The following is a 20998-nucleotide window of genomic DNA, read 5'->3' on the forward strand; positions in this document are numbered from 1 at the left end:
AAACAAACAATTATGAAAAGATTAACCTATACAATTTTTGCGGCAATGCTGGTAATTGCCGTAAGTTTTAAAGCCTCGGCACAACCTGGCGAAAGCAGGCAGGTTTCGGGGTTTCACAGCATAGCTTCGTCGGGGCCATTTGATGTGCATGTAAACATTAACGGAACTGAAAGTTTGAAAATATCAGCCGGTTCTGATATGATCAAAGAGATTGAGACCGTAGTTGAAGACGGCACGCTCAAAATAAAATTTAAACACCATCATGAATGGAATAACGACGACTATGGCAAGATTGACGTTTATGTAACTGCTAAATCACTTTCAGCGTTGGTTAATTCGGGTTCAGGCTCCATCAGGGTTGAGGGCGCGGCAGTTAGCGGCGAGAATGTAAATATAGTTTTAAGCGGATCAGGCGATATTGAATCTTCAGTAAAATCCGGCAGCCTGCATGCAACGATCAGCGGTTCAGGGTCTATCAAATTAAGTGGATCATCGGATGAAACTAAAGTAGTGATCAGCGGATCAGGCGAAATGAAAGGAAAAGAATTAAAAACCAATTCTGCTTCCGTGGTAATTTCCGGTTCAGGAAACGCCTATTTTAATGCTGATAAAACAGTTTCGGCCCATATTGCAGGTTCAGGCAACGTTGTCTATTCTGGAAACGCTACCATTACCGATAGCAAAACTGTAGGCTCAGGCAGTGTTAGTAAAGAGGATTAGTGTTAAGTCCGAAAGTCAGTAAAGTCCGGAAGTCCGAAAGAAGCAGCGACTGACGTTTCGGCAAAACAACCTAAGTCACATAAAAAGAAATAATAAAAGCCCGGCTGAAAGTTCTTCAATCGGGCTTTTATTTTTAATCGACCAACGGTTTATTACATAGCGGAAATTGCCGTTAATTTCCCCGACCTGACCCAATGACCCAATGACTATTGCAGCAACAACTTCAGGTTAATACCAAAAGTGGTAAAGGCCGTATTAAATGTCTGCGAAGTATATGGCCGGGTGATGTTTGAGTCGTAAAACAAATTAAGGTTAAAATGCTGGTTGATCACATAATCAATTGATGGCCTTACAGTAATATTTTCAGCGCCCGACGATACCTGCGCCTGTTGTACGTCCGCCTGGTAAATCAGGTCTTTTGTACTTTGGAGCGAAAAATCGATCTTAAAGTTAACATCATTTTTTGCCCGGCTGCTAAACAGGCCAAACGGAAAATGGAAATCTTTATCATGGTAACCCCATCCTAAAACCAGTACATGCTGGTCTTCCTCAGCCAGCTGGCTGTTTAAAACACTTAGACTTAATGAACGGCTCTGGCGGTATTCAACGTTTGCCGTCATACTGTTTTTAAACCTTGCGTTTAACCCCAGCAACGGCACAAATTGCTCAAATATAGTAACTGTTGAAAACTGGTACAGCGGTAAAAAATCGTTATTGGCGTCTCTTGAACTTACTGCTCCGTTGGTTGCCTGGTATTGCAAAAGCGTACTGTAGCCGCTAACGTTATATGAAGACCGGTAGCCGTGGGTGATATCAAATGATTCGAACATTTCAGCAAAGAACGGGATATGGCTTAAACCATTATAGGTTACCTGCCAGTTTGGTATCGGGATTGCCGGGAAAGGGCTTAGATTGACGCCGCCTGCATTTTTACCTGTATATGCGGCAAGGAATGCAGGCACCAGCACATTTTCTGAATTGGCACTATACCCATCAGCATAGCCATTGGTTGGCGCCCCCGTTGAATTTGGGTTTGTGGCGCCTAATCTTTGCGATATTACGGTACGGTTGTTCTCAAATTGCTGGAAAGTTGGCGAGGTATTATTCACCCCGCTGATTTTTTTGAAGGCGGTACCGATGGTCATATAAGAAATACTGTAGTCGCCTGTAGTAACCGGGTTGTAACTCTGTATCAGGTTCGATCCGTCAATCGATTTAAAATTGGTTTGATAGGTATGGTCCTGCGTTTTGAAAGCGCTTAATTCTATACGCAGATCTTTAAAAGGTTCAATGGTACTTTTAAAATTAAGCGCCTGGTTAAACGTAGTTACGTAAAGTTGATTTTGCAAAGTGTCGGTACTTATCCAGCCGTGCGAAAGGGCCGTTGCTCGCAGGTCGCCCTGCCCGCCCAGTAAAAAGCCGATACCGGGTGCGCCGTAATTCATGTCCTCACCTAAAAAGTTCGATTGCGGCAGGTAGCCAGGTATAAAGGTACCATCGGTCCTGGTAAAAGTGGCGCTCACATTTTTAATACTGGTTACCAGGCCAACCAAAAGCTTGTTCAGGTTATCTGTATTATCCTTGCTTTTTGATTTTTTTACAAACCCGAACTTGTTATACAGCATATCAAAATTCAGGGTGGGGTTAATTTGGATGCTGCGCGTATTGTCAATACTGTTGCCCACATCAAATTGCGGGTTATCAATGGCAAATAAAGGTTGCCCCTGCCAATGGAAAGTGGTTTGATAGCGTGTAGTTACCCCTACCCAGTCCATCCCGGGAATCTTGTTTATGGGAGGCGTATAGTTAAAGGTGATACTGTGGTTGTAATTGGTTGTACGGCCAAGGTTCAAAATGTTATGCCATAGGGTATCCATCTTTAATCCATTTAATGTACCATATGGTTCATCAACAGTGGCAAGATTTGTTGCATCAATATCCATCGACAATGACTTGGTAATGTTCCATCCAAGGCCGTAAATCCTGGTAACAGTAAATGTTTTGTTAAAGGTGGTTGGTATCGGCACGGTTTCTTCCGGGTCATTGTTCCGCGGGGTATTCTGCGAATAAAAGCGATCAAAACTGATGCTAAAGTTTAACCTCGATGGCCATAAGCTCAAATTTATATCGCGCAACAAGGCCAGCGAATTCTTTTTAATGATCTTGGCAAATGGTGAAAAATATTTGGGCTGATCGGTAAAGTTATAAGCCAGCGCAATCTTATACGTTTTTTCCAGGTCGTTCAGGGTTGAAAAATCGTGGTGGTCATATTCGCTGTAAGCAAAAGTAGCATTAAAATTTTCAAGGTCCCACACACGCGACGGGGCTTTTGAATCTACTTTCGATTTATGGATATTGGTAAAGTTGATACTCTTGCGCATGGTATAGTCTTCAGCAGCATTTTGTATGGAGTCGCGTTTCTGGCTTGTTTGCGCAGCGTTTAATGATTGTTTTAACAAAATATCGGGCGACGCGGGATCGTACTCCGGCGTACTTACCTGTGTAGAAACATTCACATAGGCCGGTATGTGCACCCCGCTTTTGTCAGGGAAGAATTTCCCGAGTTCAACATTCGCCGCAATGTTGTAACCTGTTATATCATTAAGGCTCCGGTCTTCCATACGCGAATCCAGGGTACCAAACCCTGCGGTAGTTTTATTACCCGACACGGTTATATCGGCAAAATCAGCTAATTTGGCATTTACCTTACCAATAGCTGCCCATCCTCCTTTTTCGTTAAAATTTGTCGCGCGCATCTCATCAAACCATATGGTTCCTGATTTAGCCATGCCGTCATCCGTGCTGGTTGTTGACGAAGTTTTTACCGGATTACGTACCCCAAGCATAATGGTGGTTACCAGGCCAAGGTCAGGTTCGCCCACTATGGTTATGGTATCGCGGCCGTCCGAAACTTTAAACGGTAAAGTAAGCGGCCAGGGCTGCCCGTGGTACCTGGCATTATTTCGGGCAAGTTTGGCGTTTGTTAATTTTGTAAGCGTAAGGTCAAGCTCATTTGCCGCGGGCCATATGGCATTCGGGTCTGAAGTGCCGGGCTGGGTTACCTGCAGCGGTATTTCATATTCGTAATAGTTGTTTATATAATCAGCGCCAAGCCTGATGAAGGCATTCAAATCGTTATTTTTTAAGGTTGATGTGGTTAATGCTTCAGCATGTATAAACATTTGCAATTGTTTGTACTGGCGCAGGTCATTGTTAAATAACTTAAAGGCAGCTCTTGAATAGCCATCGCTCAGGTTAGTGATCTTTACGGATAACGATTGCTCATTCAGCCTCGTGTTTGCCTGTAAATTACTATAATCTATCTGGCGGGTTATGCCCGGCGGCACTACGTACGGGATGGGCGACTGCGCACCATTCTCTTCAATGTTTACCGTTTCCACGTCAATGTTCGAATTATCAAGGGGCGCATTGGCGACATCCGAAATTACATTTGACGGATTATTTTCAAGGTTAAACGCACGCCATTCGCCGCGAACCAGTTGCATGGTCGCAAACCGCAGTATGGCAGTGTCGGCAAAATTGGTAAGGTAGGTACGCATGTACCGGATGGATTTAAAATCCTGGATCCCGCCGATGGCGCTCTGGTACGAATTGATGGGCACCCTAAACTGGTACCAGTTAACAGTGGTAGTTGTTCCGTTTGGCAATTTAACCTGCGAGGTAACTTTATCAGTAACATAACCCTGGCCCACCACCAGCGCCTGCGGACTAAGGTGCACCTTGTACTCAAAGTACTCGTCGTCCTGGTCCATATTGTTATCGTGGTTCACATCCTCACCATCCGGGATGGCTGTGGCTGCAGAGGTTTGCAGGCCGAGCAGCGCCTGCGATTGCTGTGCCGTTGGCGAGTTGCCTTCGGTACCGTTGTATTTGCTGTAACGCGCCAGGATACCTGCACCTGCCCTGTCAAGTTGGGGGCCCTGGTAATATTGGTAATCGTCCGATGCCGGGTCATTGGCAAAATCAGTTGCGGCCTGCCCTGTTACCTCGCCCTTAACCTGTTGTACAACATTCGCAAATTTTACTTTTTCAGCGGCATCTCCAATCCCGTCCAAACCCACATCCTGTAAAGCACGGGCAGCCGGATTGCTGTCAAATGAGTTTACTACCGGCTGAATGGTTGGCACCCTTCCCCAAACCGTTTCGGCAGTATTGATCGTGCTTCCATCGGCCGGCAAGCCGTTTTCCTGCCCTTTTTGCCCGTCTTTCAATATATCTTCTGACATATTACCCAGGTTAAAATACACGTCGCCACCGGTTGAGTTGGGCTTGTTTATAAACGGGTCAAGCAGCCAGAATTCAATATACTGAACGTTCAGGTCCTGGAAATCACTTGAATTTATCCCCCTGAAGATACCACCCCATCTTGATGTCGGGTTTTGCAGCGTTCCATCCGGATTAAGGCCTGTAGTGGTAAAATTGTACGGCCCGCGCACCATGGGGTAAAATGCAAGGTCTAATGTGGCCAAAGGCAAAGGCTGCCCGGTAGGCGATTGTTTAAAGGGGAATACTTCTGTTTGAAGCACCTGCCTTACATAATTATTAGATAACTCGTTCCTGCTGACAGGTATGGTTGTGCTAGTATAAAATATTGGGTCGATATTATAAAACGCGAGGCGCGCACGGTTGTAACCATAGCTCAGGTCGTTAAAGTGGGTATATTCCGGAAATTTCTTAAGGTCAAAAGGCACGCCTGAAATTTGCCAGGTATTGGCTGCGCTAACATCAATAACCGACTGACTGTTTTCAAAATCGTCCAGGTAGGCCGTTCCGTTTTTTGAGCCGGCGAAATTAAGGGCAGAAGGACTTCCAGGGATCAATTTGGCAAACTCGCCGTTAAAGCTAAATGAAGAAGGGACTTTTGTATGAACGAACGGTATTTTGTCAACCAGCCTGGTAAGAAACCTTGATGGCGAACTATAGTTGGCATCAAAACCAACCATGGTGTTCGAGATCGACTCCTGGCCTATTACTTCATTTTGGGTTATGGGCTGTTCAGTTAAATGCATTAAGGTGGCCCCAAGGCTTAATTTATCATCCACCTTATAATCTAACCTGGTGCCAAAAAGTGATTTTTGCTGCACGCCGAAGAGTTCATTATTCTCAACTTTAACCGTAATGGGCTGGCCCGATGCAAGCAGCGACTGGTTTAATATGGTGATGCGGCCGGCGTTATAATCAATGGTGTAGTCGGTACCTTCAACCATCGTGGTTGCCCCGGCATTTACGACTACTGAGCCCTGCGGAATATTCACAGCGTTTAACTGGTACGACGACCCGCTTGTTGCCGAATAGGTACCGGAAATAGTGTACCTGTTTAAATTAGGGAACAATTGCCGGGCAGTTGTTTGCGTTGAATCATAGAGCGGCTGGTACACATAGCGGTTAACCAGGTTTTGTTCGCCGGGTAAAAACTGCTTTGCAAGGTCGGCCCCAAAAGGCTCAACGGTGGGAAAGATCAGAATCCCGTTGTTTGAATCAATAGTAACACCTTCCAGGTAGTCAAAATAGCCATCAGGCTGTTTGTTTTGCTGCGCATCGAGATTATCAAGGCCCAGGTTTTGGATCCAGAGCTTGCTTTTCATATTCTGCCCCTCCTCCATAACTTCCTTCTGGATCCCTGATTTATCATCCAGCCTCGACACTTTCATTTTAAAATTCTGCGGGCTGATTTGCAGTGCGTTTAATGAATAAATATTCTTCATCATTAAATTCCAGGTCGGCAACGCGGTCTTTAACAATTCGTTCTTTAATAATTTCACATACAATACTTTGCGGGTAGTTGGGTTCACCGGCTGGTCGCTTGAAAATTCACCCACCTGGTACTGCACACCGTTATAAGTATATTGATAGGCTACGCCAAGTACCTCATCGTTATTTAATGGCGCAGTTAAGGTAATATAACCCAATTGGGGATGCAGGGTATATTCTTTTGTGGTTAACTGCCGTGCATAGGTTAATTTGGCATAGTTATCTGACGCACCCGAACTGGCAAAATAAGTAGATATGCTGTTTTGGGGATCATAGGTTAACCGTGCGCTTGCCGGTAAATTGCGAAGCAAGGAGTTTGATTGCTGGGGAAAACCGGGTGAAGTTGTACCGGCCGGCATGCCCGAAAAGCCTGCACCGCCGCGTACCAAAGTTGTATTGTACGGCTTGTTTTCGCCCAGGTCTAAAAATGCCAGTACGTCACGCGAATTTGTGGTGCTGTTAACCCTGTTGGTTACCCAAACTTCAATTTTTGTAATATTGATATTTGAGCTGATGATTGGAATATTTGCTAACGCTGAATTGTAATTATTCCTGAAAAACTGCGACAAAAAGAAGTGCCTGTTGGCATCATAATCCGCGGAGGATAGTTTAAATGAGCCCTGTTGCGAACCATTGGTAATGGTAATAGTTTGCGCCTGCGAACGCTGCTGTGTAAAAATGTTGGTTACCTGCAGTTTGCCGAATTTTAATTTAGTTTTTAACCCGAACAAAGCCTGGCTGCCGGTAATCAGGGTAGTTGGCAGGGGCATGCTAACTGTACCTAATTCAATTTTCTGGATGATCTCGTCCGGATGGCCGGTATACTCCAGCTTGATCTGGTTCTCAAATTGAAACTGGGCATCGGTATTATAATTGGTGGTTATTTTCAGTTTATCGCCAATAGTTCCCGTTACATTTAACTGGATCTTTTGGTCCATATTAAAATTAAACTGGCTGCGCTGGATGGTATTGAACAGCGGGTTATCGTTTTTATTGATCTGGCCGGATAAAATAGCTTCGGCAGAACCCTGCGGCCTGAAATTAATGTTTGAACCGCCGAATATCCGTTCGAACGATTGGCTGTGGATTTTTATGGTCGGTATAAAACCAGGCTGTTGCGATTGGTACGCATAGGTATCTGAAAGTTGTTTGAAATATTTCCGTTCGTTTTCACGTTCCAATAAGGATAGGTATTCAGCAAAAGTAAGATATTGCGGAGGCCGGTACAAAAGGTTACCCACCCGCTGGTATAAAATATAGCGGTTGGTAACCGCATCATATTCAATAGTGCGCACCAGGTTTGGCGGATCAGCATCAAAGTAACCTTTCAATGACCTTTGGTTATTCGATTCAGGAAGCGTTACCGGGACCGTTACAATAACAGAATCTTTCTTAGTCCCCGTGCCTGCTTTTTGTGCAAACGCCTGCCCTGCCCCGCATAGTGCAGAAATTAATATAATGGTAAAAAATTTTGGGGTAAAAATTCTTATCAAGTTTCAGCGTAAAATAGTACGTAATTATAAACTTTTTAAAGCAAATTTTATTAATTGTTCGACGGTTAAGTCGCCATTATTTTTATTTATTTCCTGGTCAAGTACCTTCTCGGCAGCCTGCCGCGCAAATCCCAGCATCACCAATGCTGACAGGGCCTCTTCTCTTACCGTTTTGTTCAGTGGCACGGTGCTTAAAGTATCCGGCCCCTCTTTGCGGAGTTTATCCTGGAGCTCAAGTATGATGCGTTGTGCCGACTTGGGACCAATGCCCTTGATCCTTTGGATCAATGATACATTACCAGAAATAATAGCGTTTTGAATTTCCTCCGGCGTAATGGATGAAAGCATCATCCGGCCGGTATTTGGCCCGATGCCCGAAATTGAAATAAGGTGCAAAAAAAGGCGGCGTTCGCCTTCATCGGCAAAGCCATATAAAGTATGGGCATCCTCTTTTACATGAAGCCAGGTATACAGCTTGCAGCGTTCTGATGCGCCCAGCCGCGAAAATGTATTTAATGAAATATTGATATGATAACCAACCCCTCCGGCATCAATAACAACAAAGGCCGGGCTTTTAAAAACTAATTTTCCATCAATATAGGCGTACATATGTTGTTTTTCAATAATCCAGGTAAAAGGCGAAATGTAAAAGGTTAAAGGTTTTTAATAACCGTATCTTTTTGTATCACTGTATCAGCAATAACTATTTACTGCGTATCAGGCTTAAAACGTTAAAATATTAAATTTATCAATGCGCTAAATTAATATTTTAACGTTCGTTTTTTGCGTGTTTTTAAATATTTTCCTTCTCTTTTTCCTGCGCGTCAACAACGGCTATGGTTATCATATTTACGATCTCCCTTACCGAGCTGCCCAGCTGCAGTACATGCACAGGTTTTTTCAGCCCAAGCAATATTGGCCCAACAGCTTCTGCGCCACCCATTTCCTGCAATAATTTATAGGCAATGTTGCCCGACTCCAGGTTGGGAAATATCAGTGTATTTGCCGGGCGGCCTTTCAGCGTGCTGAAAGGAAAATTATCAGCAAGCAGGTCGGCATTTAAAGCGAAGTTGGCCTGCATATCGCCATCAACTATCATCTCAGGGTATTTCTCATGCAAAATACTTACCGCTTCCCTTGTTTTTTCGGGTATGGGGCCATCGTTCGATCCAAAGTTTGAATAGGATAAAATGGCCACCCGTGGGTTCACATTAAACTGCCTTACAGAATGTTCAATCAGTACCGTAATATCCACCAGGTCCTGTGTAGACGGGTTTACGTTAACCGTAGTATCGCCAAAAAACACCGGTCCTTTTTTGGTGATCATCATGTACATCCCCGCAACACGCCTTACCCCGGGTATAGTACCGATAATTTGCAAAGCGGGCCTTATGGTAGTAGCATAATCTTTTGTTAAACCCGAAATAAGCGCATCGGCCTCGCCAAACTGAACCATACAGGCACCGTAATAATTTCGGTCGCGTAACAGCTTCCGCGATTCTGTCAGCGTTATTCCTCTTCGCTGCCGGGTTCGGTACAGGTAGTCAGCATATTCCTCAATCCGGTCGCATTGATCCTTGGTATCAATAATTTTCACATCGCCCAGGTCAATTTCGTAATCCCGCATTATCTGCCTGATCCTTTTAATGTTCCCCAGCAATATTGGTGTAGCAATACCTTCTTCCTTTACAATCTGGGCTGCCCTTAAAATTTTATAAGTATCAGCTTCGGCAAACACTATCCGTTTCGGATCTTGTCGCGCTTTATAAGTTAAGTTGCGTAATAATTTATCATCAATACCAATTCTCAGCCTTAGTTCTTCATTATAGGCTTCCCAATCGGTAATAATTTTACGCGCCACACCCGATTCAATTGCGGCCAATGCCACCGCTGAGGAAACTTCGGTAATTAACCGCGGATCCATTGGTTTGGGGATGATATAATCGCGGCCAAACTTCAGGTTTGTGGTGTTATAGGCAAGGTTAACCGCTTCAGGAATGGGTTTCTTAGCCATTTCGGCGATTGCCTTTACCGCAGCAATCTTCATTTCTTCATTAATGGCCGTAGCGCGCACATCAAGCGCCCCCCTGAAAATATAAGGGAAACCCAAAACATTATTTACCTGGTTTGGAAAATCCGATCTGCCGGTAGCCATAATGATATCTTTCCGGGTTTGGATGGCCAGGTCGTAGCTTATCTCAGGGTCCGGGTTGGCCATGGCAAATACAACCGGGTTTTTGGCCATCACTTTAAGCATTTCTGCACTAACCACATTTCCAGCCGAAAGCCCAACAAAAACGTCAGCATTTTTCATTGCATCTGTCAGCGTTTTTACGTCATTGCGCGTAGTGGCAAATGCAAGCCTTATTTCATCAAGATCTGTCCGGTCGGGCGTAATCACGCCGTTAATGTCAAACATTACCAGGTTTTCTTTTTTAACGCCCAGCGCTAAGTACATTTTTGAGCAGGATACGGCAGCGGCACCCGCGCCGTTAACCACCATTTTTATTTTATCGAGCTTTTTCCCCTGTATTTCGCAGGCATTGAGCAACGCTGCACCTGATATAATGGCTGTTCCATGCTGGTCATCATGCATTACCGGAATCTTCATTTCGGCTTTTAACCTGCGCTCAATCTCAAAGCAGGTTGGGGCAGAAATATCTTCGAGGTTGATACCGCCGAAAGTGGGCTCAAGCGCCTTCACAATATTTACAAATTCATCAACGGTTTTCGCGTTAACTTCAAGGTCAAAAACATCTATATCGGCATAAATTTTAAACAATAACCCTTTACCCTCCATTACGGGTTTACTGGCTTCGGGGCCTATATTACCCAGGCCAAGCACAGCGGTACCATTGCTGATTACGCCCACAAGGTTGCCCTTTGCGGTGTATTTATAAACTTCATCAACATTATCGGCAATGCGTAAGCATGGTTCGGCAACTCCGGGCGAATAGGCCATGCTGAGGTCCCGCTGCGAATTGGTAGGCTTTGTCGGCACAACCTGTATCTTTCCGGGTCGGCCTTTTGAATGGTAATTTAAGGCGTCCTGGTTCCGGTTAGGTTTATTCATCTTCTCAGTTTCAAGTGACAAAATTACGATTCTTTTTTTCCGAAAGGGGGATATTTGTAACAGAAATATTGAAGATGAAGGGGAATGCTTTTAGATTAACCGGCCAAAGCAATGAGAACCAATTGAATAGGGAACAATAAAGAAACGCCGATTATTTACCGGCGATCACTGTGTTTAATTATCCCTTACTGATCTTTATGGTCATGCCTGGTTGAAGCTGGCCCTTTTTCAAACCATTTAACGATTTTATCTTTTCAACAGAAGCCCCGTCAAATTTGGACGCTATCCCGCTAAGTGTATCACCTCTCTTTACTATGTATGTAATATAATTATGGCTATGTTTTGGTGTTGCTTCCTGATCAGGCTCGTCTGCAGTTTCTCTGAGCTTAAGTTTTTGCCCTACTATGGCTTTTTTTCCGTGCAGGTGATTCCAGGCTTTCAGGTCCTGCACTTCAATTCCGTAGAGATCGGCAATATCGCTAAGCGTCTCCCCTCTTCTTACTTTATGGTAAAGCGGATGGCTGTCTGTTTTCTTTTCTGCATAGGCAGCATGCATAACAACCGGTGCAGTAACTTGTAAATTTGAATTGTTTAACGCATCATACAATACGCCAAACTTACTTTTATCCACCTGCGGGATCACCATTCTGCGTGGTAACGCAGCTGTCCCGTTTATAATCTGCCTTTTATATGAAGGATTCAGCATGGCCAATGCTCTTACGTCAATATTCAGTACCTGGGCCACATCGCCAAGGGAAACATATTTGTTTACCAACACGGTATCGGTTTTTAAGGCATAGTCGCAAGCCTGCGGGATAATATTGTGGTGCGCATAACAATTCATCAAATAAGTAACGGCTATAAATGCCGGCACATATCCCCTTGTTTCGGCAGGTAAATACTGGCGAATCGACCAAAAATCGGCAGCACCGGCTTTATCTATCGCATGTTCAACGTTACTTTTACCGCAATTATATGATGCAATGGCCAACAGCCAGTCGCCAAATTCCTGGTAAGCGTCCTTTAAATATGCGGCAGCAGCGTAGGTGGCCTGTATCGGGTCGCGCCGGTCGTCTACGTAATCATCCATATTTAAGCCATAAAGCCTTGCCGTAGTAAACATAAACTGCCAGGGGCCGGTAGCACCAACCCTTGAAACAGCATAAGGGTCGAGCTTTGATTCAACAATGGATAAATATTTCAGTTCATCCGGGATCCCGGCATCTTTAAATGCTTTTTCGTAAATAGGGAAGTAATATTTGGTTAAACCGAGTACACGCCCCATTTCTTCGCGGTTACGAGCGTATATTTCAATATAGCTTTGCACATATTCGTTATAATCCAGCGGAACATCCCTTTTAAGGGAATCAAGGCGTTTTTTGAAAATATTGTATTCGCCGGTTAAAGGCGCGGGCTGATTTACGATGGGTAAAATAACGGTATCACGGTCATCACCAGGGTTATAATTATAAGGAATTTTAAGCAGGTGAATGTTTTTGGAAGAAAAATCAGCAGCAAACGCTGCTGAAAAAGAGGCTGCTTTAACTACTTGCAAAAATAACAAGCAGAAAATTAAAGTAAATATTCTCTTCATCCTATAAAGTTTATAACCAGGGGAATTACTTTCTTAAATTAATATTTTACTAATTTATTAATTTTTTTAAAGCCCAAGGAAATATTCGGAAAAATTCAACAATTCCTTTTCTTCAAAATGAGGCGCAAGCAATTGTAACCCTAACGGCAAACCTTTACTATTATTGCCTGTAGGTAAAGAAATTGCGGGCACACCCGATAAGGATGCCTGAACAGTGAAAATATCTGCCAGGTAAGTTACAACAGGATCCTTCTCCATCCTGCCGATGGGAAATGCAGGTTCGGGTGCAGTAGGCACCAATATAAAATCATATTCCTTTAAAATAGCTTCTGTTTTTTCCCTTATCATCCGCCGCACTTTTTGAGCCTTTGCAAAATAGGCATCGTAATAACCGGCACTTAATACAAATGTGCCCAGCATGATGCGCCGTTTTACTTCTTTGCCAAAACCTTCGGAACGGGAGCTTTTGTAGGTAGATAGCAGGTCAACTGCCGCCGGGCTGCGGTACCCGATATGAACACCATCGTACCGTGAAAGGTTTGAGGATGCCTCGGCCATTGCTAAAATATAATAGGCAGGGACCAGGAAATCAAGTAACTCAAAAGCAATAGGCTTAACTATATGGCCCGCATTGCGCAGTTTATCAATATATTGTACCAGGTTGCTTTTTACTTCGCTGTCAACTCCCGGGCTTGATATAGCCTCCTGTAAATAGGCGATTTTTTTTACTGATACAGGTTTATTATCCGGAAGATAGGACGGGACGGCTTTATTGGCCAATGTACTGTCGTACTCATCGGGCCCGGCCATCACTTCAAGCAAAAGTGCCGCGTCAGCAATGGAACGGGTAATAGGGCCTACCTGGTCGAAAGACGATGCATAGGCGATAATGCCATGCCTTGAAACCCGGCCATAGGTCGGTTTCAGCCCTACCAGCCCGCAAAACGAAGCCGGTTGCCTTACTGAACCACCTGTATCGGTACCAATTGCGGCATGGCACATGCCGGCTTGCACCGCAACAGCTGAACCACCGGATGATCCGCCGGGTACGCGGCTTTCGTCGGCAAAATTCTTTACAGGGCCAAAATGCGAATTTTCATTTGAAGCGCCCATGGCAAACTCATCGCAGTTACACCGGCCGATAATCACCGCATCTTCGGCCAAAAGTCGTTCAACAATGGTGGATGAGTAAACGGAGGTAAAATTATCAAGGATTTTTGAGGAGGCGCTAACCTTATGTCCTTTATAGCAAATATTATCTTTTATGGCGATAACCATACCGGCCAGTTTGCCGGCAATGCCTTGCTTAATACGCGAATCTACTTCTTGTGCACATGTTAACGCTTCCTGTTCAAAAACTTCGTTGAAAGCATTTAACCGGGCGTTAACCGCAATTTTATTAAGATAACCTTTTACAAGCTTTTCGACTGTAATATCCCCACTGGCTATCTCACTCTTTATTTCATTTAAAGAGGTATATGATTTAGTCATGGGCCTAAAGTATAAAAATATTCAGATATTAAAGATTGGAGGATGGAGATTCCCAATTGGAGATTAAAAAAAGTATAGTACAAGACTAATCCCTGAGATTTTTTCCTCACTAATCTCCAATCTCTAATCAACTAATCACTAAACCCGTGGCTTGTCGTCCGAATTGTTTGTTGGATTTGTATTGGTATTGGTTGGTGCACTGCTGCTTTCCCCGTTTTGTGCATCTTTAAATTCTTTCATGCCTTTGCCCAAACCTTTCATTAGTTCAGGAATTTTCCTGCCTCCAAAAAGAAGTAATAAAGCAAAGACGATTAAGATAACGTGCATTGGTTCCAAAAGTCCCATGATTTATAATTTTTATGTTATGATGAAATATTCTTATGAATTCTTTGTTGTTTCGCTCCCGGTTGAAGCAGCCTCATCATGCGTCGCAGAATGATTACCGTTAAGTACATTATTATGGTCGTCAGCCGGGTGGTTAATTCCGGTACTTTCACCCGTGTAAATATACCCCTCGCTTGCCGGTATCGTATTTTCAACCGGTTTTATTAAATTAATCGAACTGGATTCCGCCGGTGCATTCTGTGTTTCAGTTTGATCTGCGGTGCTTTTTTCTTCGATCTTTTTCTGTTCCTGCTTCTCTTCGTAATTGTATATCTGGTTATTAATTTCCCGCTTTATGCCATCCGAAGCATCCTTAAAATCACGGATCCCTTTCCCTAATCCCCTTGCTATTTCAGGAAGCTTTTCTCCCCCGAAAAGGAATAAAGCAACAACCATGATAATTATCATGTCTGAAGAAAAAAGATTGCTTATAAACAACAGGCCTGAACTATACATCACAATTTACGAATTGAGGTTACAAATATAGGCAATTAAAATATTAAAAATTCCAAACTTAATTGGGTACAAGCCAAATTTTAGGGTTTACCGGATCGAGGCCTTTATAAATAGCGAAATTCACGATCGCTTCGCCTGTTGATGACTCTGTTGATACCACTCCTATTACTTGCTTGGTGGTTACTTTTTGCCCCTGTTTTACATTATATGAACGCAGGTTGGAGTAGGCGGTAAAATACTCACCATGCTTAATAATTACCAGGTAGGTCCCGCTTACATCAGATATATGGGTTACTTCGCCGTTAAAAACAGCCCTGACAGAAGCCCCCTGGTTTGTTTTTATATCCCATCCGTAACTTTCGTTTTTTATTCCTTCATTATCGTAATAAATTCCAAAACCCTGTTTCAAACTCCCCGTGCTTACCGGCCATGGCAGGGAGCCCCTGTTTTGTAAAAAATCGTTAGAAAGCCTTGCAGCTTCCGGCGTAGCATTTAACACCTCGCTGTTTGATAAATTTTTTACAGCGGTGCGCGGTTTCACAACCGGCGCTTCTTTGTTTTCAGCTTTAGCCCTGGCTGCTGCCTCTCTCTGCCTTGCTCTCTCTTCTTCCTCAGCCTTGCGCTTTGCTTCTTCAATTTCACGGCGGATAGCAGTATTTATTGCTTTATTGGTTTTTGCTATCTTCCGCTGAATATCCTGCTGCTGTTGTTTTAAAAGCCCCTCGTGTTTCGACAAATCAGCCACCACCTGTACCTGGGTTTCTTTTTCTTTCCCCAGCGACTCCTTTTCCTTCAGCTGATCAACCAACAGTGTGCTTTTTTCTTTTTTATTTTTATCCAGTTCATTGATTTTAACGTGCAATTCAACCTGGGTTTCCTGTATGTAGCCTGCCTGGCGTTCGCGGTAAGTACCTATCTGCTGTAAATATTTTAAACGTTTGTAGGCCTGGTTAAAGTCTTTTGCGGCAAAAATAAACATCAGTTTATTGTACGAGCTTTGGTTATAATAGGTGAATAGCACCATAGCCGCGTACTCTTTTTTTAACTGGCTTAGCTGGCTCTGCAAATTATGGACGGAAGAGTTGCTTTCGGCAATCTGGTTGTCAAGGTTCCGGATCTCCGAATTGATATTGTTTATTTTTTCTTCACGAAGGTTGATTTTCTCTTTCAGCAGGTTTAATTGCTTCAGCGTTGCTTTTTTGTTGTTGACCGTTTGATCATATTCCTGGTTTAGTTGATCCAATTGCCGGGTCAATTCATCCCGCTGACGTTTCAAGTCGGCACTGCTTTGGGCATGTACGGCAAGGGCTGCAAAAACAAAAACTATAAATAATACTGCTTTTAAAAATTTCATCCTTAAATTTTGCTTGCTTTAACCAGCTCAAATTGCCTGCTGGATAATATACATTTCTGTAAGTTTACTCTGCAGGCCTGTACCGCGGCGGAATGCTGAACGGAAAATCAAGCGGCTGATCAAAGTCATCTTTAACGTAATGCAAATTAACCAGTATTTTTTATCTTTCACCATTGAAGACAGATCTATTTCAGAAGGTATTACTTTATTTCCCGCCTGGATGAAGGCGCTGTTGGCCACCTGCAGTGTTTGACCAGCGCCCTGGTTACTTAAATTAGTTTGATTAGGCCTTAAATCGGGTCCAAAAATCACCTTAAAAACAAAATCCGAAAAATTGCCCGAGAGTACCGTACCGCCATTTTCTTCGCGGACGTCTGAATTTTCACTCACCAGTTCGGGTATCGCATTCCCTATGATCAGCGATTCCAGTGTTTTGTAAGTGGCCTGGCTCCCTGCAAATTTATTAATGTAGCTAAATGGCTTTTTTACGTACACGTTTTGAAGGCGATTGATCAGCAATATGCTATCAGGGGTTATTAATGCCCGTGCAACCTCAATGCCGGCAATTGCAGTAATAGAGATCCAGATCTTTTGATCGCTTTTGATACGAATGTTTAGTGTAACATCATTGCTATCGCCATTTATATTCAGCTTCGCACGTGCCTTACCCGAAAAAGTATTAAAAGTAGTTTGCGAGGCTTTAATAGCATTCAGTTTTAAGGTTTTTATACTAACCGTTTTTGCAACGGTATCAATTGCCACTGCTTTTTTTACTACCAATTGTTTTTTTGCCTTACAGCTAAACATTAGTAACAGGCAACAAACGGAGAATAATTTTATATACGCCCCTGTTTTAAAGCGACGATATCGGGGCATTTTATTCGATGTATTTTCTTTCATTGATTTTTTGATCTAAAACCGGCGAGTTATCGCCGTTTGCTTTAGCTTTTTTCCAGTTTTCGACGGCGGCATCCACATTACCGAGGTAAAACATGATATCACCGTAGTGTTCGGATTTAACTGCACTATGATTTTTATCATCGGCTAGCGCCTTTTCCATCCAAAGTTTTGCACCTGTATAATCTTTTTGCTTAAATAAGATCCATGCGTAGGTATCTTCAAACGAAGCATTGTTTGGCTGCAGGTCATTTGAATGTTTTGACATTGCTGCCGCTTTATCCAGTTGCTCCCCTCTTAACGACAAATAATAGGCATAATTGTTTAAAGTGAACACATTATCAGCATTATACTCCAAAGCTTTATCATAAGACAAGTCGGATTTTTTAAAATCTTTTACGCCATGATAACAATCGCCGAGTGAGGAGTAACATTGCGTAAGGAGTTCTTTATCCTGCATTTCGAGCGAGGTAGCATTTTTGATATAGGAGATTGCTTTATTAAAGTCTTTTTTTTGGAGCCAGGCCAAGCCAACCAGGTAGTTCATCCAGGCCTGGTTAGGGAAAAACGACAAGGAATTTTCTCCATCCTTAACAGCACCGTCAAGATCATCGTCGGCAAGTTCTATCCGCACCAATTGTTCCTGAACCTCATAAACCTGGTTATTTAGCGAAATGGATTTTTGATAGGCCGAACGGGCTTCCTTTCCTTTGCCGTTTTGAAGTAAAATATCACCGTAAATCGCAAAGGCCCTTGAATCATCAGGATGTGCTAGGGTAAGGATGCGGCTTAACTCAAGTGCGCTTGCTTTGGCGTCAGGGTCAGGAAATTTTGGCAAATAACCCATCACAATTTTTATCTTCTGCTCAATGTCCACATCCGGTATAGCAAAAGCTAAAGTTAATTGGTTATAGCTGGCTTCGTAGTCCTTTTTATCCCTGTAAATATCGGCCATGGCCAGGTGTACCAGGCCGCTGCCGGGGTTTATTTTTTCTGCATTTTGTAAAACCTTAAGCGCCTTATCGGCGAAATTATTGGCATTGTATAATTCGGAAAGGAACAAATAGTATTTTATTTCAGAAGGGTTTGCGCTGATCATTTTTTCAAGCTGCTTTGCCGCCAGATCAACCTTACCCTGCTTTAAATAGATCTTCTGCCTGTCGGCCAGCAAATCGTCGGTGGGGCCGGATAACAGTTCTATTTTATCATAAAGTTGCAAAGCTTCATCATATTTTTGCTGATGAAAGTAAACGTTTGCCTTATCAAAATAGCTATCCGTTTTTTCGGGATTCAAACGGATCAGCTCGTCAAAAACATTTTCAAGTTTATCAATATTATTGGTTTTCTCGTAGCAATCTGCAAGTGATGTCCAATACCATGTATTGTCACGGTTAATTGTTACTGCCTTTTCGAGCAGGCCCTGGGCGCCGCTATAATCATTTTTTAACTTTTTCAAGTTGGCCAGTTCGTACATGGCGGCGTCATTGGCAGCATCAATTTGTATCACCCGCTGGAAAAGTTCCGCGGCAGTCACCATGTTTTCAACTGTTTTTTCGCGCAGGGCTTTAAAGAAAAGATCTTTTACCATTACGCTGTCAGCATAGGTAAGCACTTTACCCTGGTTATCGCCCTTGATAGTTTGAGCAGCACCTTTGGTTTGAAGCAGGAACAACGCAACAACTGTTATAAACACAGCAGGCAGAACGCGGGCGAATATGCCCGAATTTTTTGCGCTTTTATTTTCCCTGTCGTTCATCCCTGTATTACCGTTTTCTCCTGTATTCGTTCAACTCAATTCTCTCGTTATGCAACGCCTGTATGGCCATAACCACCGGCTCCGCGCGAGGTTTCATTTAACTCTTCCACCTGTTGCCATATGGCTTTTTCGTGTCTGGCAATCACCATCTGGGCTATCCTGTCGCCGGTATTTATTTCAAAAACCTGGTCTGACAGATTGACCAGCAAAACCTTAATTTCGCCGCGGTAGTCCGCGTCAATGGTGCCGGGCGAATTAACGATACCGATACCATATTTGTAAGCAAGGCCGCTTCGCGGGCGGATCTGTGCTTCAAAGCCTTCGGGCAGTTCTATGTATAAGCCCGTAGGGATCAGTTTACGTTCCATTGGCTTCAAATGTATCGGTGCATCAAGATCAGCGCGAAGGTCCATCCCTGCGGCATGGGCTGTTTCATAAGCCGGTAAACTATTTTTCGACTTGTTAATTATCCTGATGTTCATCGTTTAATAAATATAGCTTTTAAATTTTTATACTCAAAATAAAGTGCCGTTAAAATAAACAATAATAAAAGCGAATTTCCCACAAATATATTGCGGTTGAAAACATAGAACGACAAGTAAACGATAAGAATTGACGAAATAATATAGGCCAGGTTCTTTTTCAGGTCGTAAGGGATGGGGTAATTTTTTTGCCCCCAGATGTATGAAAGCACCATCATACTACCGTACGCGGCAAGCGATGCCCAGGCCGATGCCATATAGCTGTATTTTGGTATGAATAAAACGTTTAGTACAATGGTTAGTATGGCTCCCACCCCTGATATATATAAGCCATATTTAGTTTGATCGGACAGTTTATACCAAACCGAAAGGTTCATGTAAATGCCTAAACTTACATAACCAAAAACCAGCGGCGGAATTACCCCAAGGCCGCTCCAGTAGATATGGGTTTGACGTGCATCGTGCCCGTGAACAAAGTATTTTAAAATTTCGATGTTAGCCACCAGGCCCACAAAAATTACGCACACGGTTATTACAAAATAATCCATTATACGGGCATAGGTTTGCCCTGAATTTTTGCTTTTGGCATGGCTGAAGAAAAATGGCTCGGCCCCAAGCCTGAATGCCTGTATAAAAATGCTCAGGAAGAGCGAAATTTTAGCGCAGGCCCCGTAAATCCCCACATCCTGCAGGTCTTTAACCGGTAAAAGCTTCCCCAATAATATTTTATCCAAATTTTCATTTACGATGAACGACAGGTTGGCGATCAATACCGGCCAGCTGTAGGCATACATTTCGATTAGCATTTTACCATCAAAATCAAACCTGATCTTTAAAAATTCAGGAGTCAGCAATAGTAAAGTAACGGCGCTTGATACCAGGTTTGATAAGAAAACATATCCCACCCATCCCTTAATATACCAGCTACTTAAAAAGCCGGCGCCAGGCAGATGATGTGCCATCCAGAAAGGAATACCCCAGATAAAAATAAGGTTTAAAATAATAAAGATAAGGATATTAATAAGTTTGATCAGGCTGTACCTGCCGGGTTTCCCCTCAGCACGCAACCTGGCGAAAGGAATTACGCACCAGGCATCGAGCACTAATACACCAATAAAAAACTCGATATAAATCTTATAATCGCTGGCGGAGGTGCCTTTATTTACATTTATAAAATTTGCAATATGCCCAATAAAAGGCATTGTTAGCAGCAAAAACAGGATGGTGATGGTAAATACAGAGGCAAATGCGTTATTGTACACCCTTTTCCGGTCATTCTCGTACTTGTTAAGGTACCTGAAAAAGGTAGTTTCCATCCCAAAAGCCATTACGGCATTTAAAATGGAAGCATAACTAAATAAGGTGGTTAAAATCCCATATACCCCCGGAACGAAGGCCCCCGTATAAACAGGGGTAAGGAAAAAACTGAATACGCGGCCGGCAATAGTGCTTATGCCGTATATGGCCGTTTGCCCGGCGAATTTTTTTGCAGTTGACAATGATGTAAAGCGATTTTCAGTAAAAGT

At 43.2% G+C, this 20998-nt stretch carries 13 protein-coding genes; 1 reads left to right on the forward strand and 12 read right to left on the reverse strand.

The window, feature by feature from the left end; genetic code table 11:
• Positions 1-12 precede the first annotated feature (12 nt).
• Entirely contained in the window at positions 13-720 is a 708-nt protein-coding gene (locus MgSA37_RS21055; RefSeq protein WP_096354749.1) for a head GIN domain-containing protein, read from the forward strand.
• A gap of 206 nt (positions 721-926) precedes the next feature.
• Here the strand turns inward: MgSA37_RS21055 and sov are convergent, their stop codons facing one another.
• From sov to MgSA37_RS21115, 12 genes are all read right to left on the reverse strand, one after another.
• Positions 927-7985: a T9SS outer membrane translocon Sov/SprA gene (gene sov, locus MgSA37_RS21060; RefSeq protein WP_096354750.1), complete on the reverse strand. Its 7059-nt coding sequence runs from the start codon at positions 7983-7985 to the stop codon at positions 927-929.
• A gap of 24 nt (positions 7986-8009) precedes the next feature.
• A complete protein-coding gene (gene ruvA, locus MgSA37_RS21065) occupies positions 8010-8594 on the reverse strand; it encodes a Holliday junction branch migration protein RuvA (RefSeq protein ID WP_096354752.1) in 585 nt (194 codons plus the stop codon).
• Positions 8595-8778: 184 nt separating this feature from the next.
• Positions 8779-11058, reverse strand: coding sequence for an NADP-dependent malic enzyme (locus MgSA37_RS21070; RefSeq protein WP_096354753.1), 2280 nt, complete (start codon positions 11056-11058; stop codon positions 8779-8781).
• Between the two features lie 178 nt (positions 11059-11236).
• Positions 11237-12652 (reverse strand): lytic transglycosylase domain-containing protein, encoded by a 1416-nt coding sequence (locus MgSA37_RS21075; RefSeq protein ID WP_096354755.1) that lies wholly within the window; start codon positions 12650-12652, stop codon positions 11237-11239.
• Positions 12653-12718: 66 nt separating this feature from the next.
• Positions 12719-14143, reverse strand: coding sequence for an Asp-tRNA(Asn)/Glu-tRNA(Gln) amidotransferase subunit GatA (gene gatA, locus MgSA37_RS21080; protein ID WP_096354756.1), 1425 nt, complete (start codon positions 14141-14143; stop codon positions 12719-12721).
• A 138-nt stretch (positions 14144-14281) separates the two neighbouring features.
• Positions 14282-14488 carry a Sec-independent protein translocase subunit TatA/TatB gene (locus tag MgSA37_RS21085; RefSeq protein ID WP_096354758.1) on the reverse strand — a complete coding sequence of 69 codons (207 nt, stop codon included), beginning with the start codon at positions 14486-14488 and terminating at the stop codon, positions 14282-14284.
• 33 nt (positions 14489-14521) lie between these two features.
• The gene (locus MgSA37_RS21090) at positions 14522-14935 is read right to left on the reverse strand and encodes a Sec-independent protein translocase subunit TatA/TatB (protein ID WP_232010698.1); all 414 of its coding nucleotides are present in this window, start codon (positions 14933-14935) and stop codon (positions 14522-14524) included.
• Positions 14936-15041: 106 nt separating this feature from the next.
• A complete protein-coding gene (locus MgSA37_RS21095) occupies positions 15042-16337 on the reverse strand; it encodes a murein hydrolase activator EnvC family protein (RefSeq protein ID WP_096354761.1) in 1296 nt (431 codons plus the stop codon).
• 27 nt (positions 16338-16364) lie between these two features.
• Complete coding sequence (locus MgSA37_RS21100) at positions 16365-17117, reverse strand: DUF4292 domain-containing protein (RefSeq protein ID WP_157750667.1); 753 nt, start codon at positions 17115-17117, stop codon at positions 16365-16367.
• A 97-nt stretch (positions 17118-17214) separates the two neighbouring features.
• On the reverse strand, positions 17215-18990 hold the full coding sequence (locus MgSA37_RS21105; protein WP_096354764.1) for a tetratricopeptide repeat protein: 1776 nt from the start codon (positions 18988-18990) through the stop codon (positions 17215-17217).
• Positions 18991-19037: 47 nt separating this feature from the next.
• The gene (gene dut, locus MgSA37_RS21110; protein ID WP_096354766.1) at positions 19038-19472 is read right to left on the reverse strand and encodes a dUTP diphosphatase; all 435 of its coding nucleotides are present in this window, start codon (positions 19470-19472) and stop codon (positions 19038-19040) included.
• The gene (locus tag MgSA37_RS21115; protein WP_096354767.1) at positions 19469-20971 is read right to left on the reverse strand and encodes a lipopolysaccharide biosynthesis protein; all 1503 of its coding nucleotides are present in this window, start codon (positions 20969-20971) and stop codon (positions 19469-19471) included. The genes dut and MgSA37_RS21115 overlap by 4 nt, the downstream gene beginning before the upstream one ends.
• Positions 20972-20998: the final 27 nt, after the last annotated feature.

This window comes from Mucilaginibacter gotjawali, assembly GCF_002355435.1.
GTDB classification, from domain to species: domain Bacteria; phylum Bacteroidota; class Bacteroidia; order Sphingobacteriales; family Sphingobacteriaceae; genus Mucilaginibacter; species Mucilaginibacter gotjawali.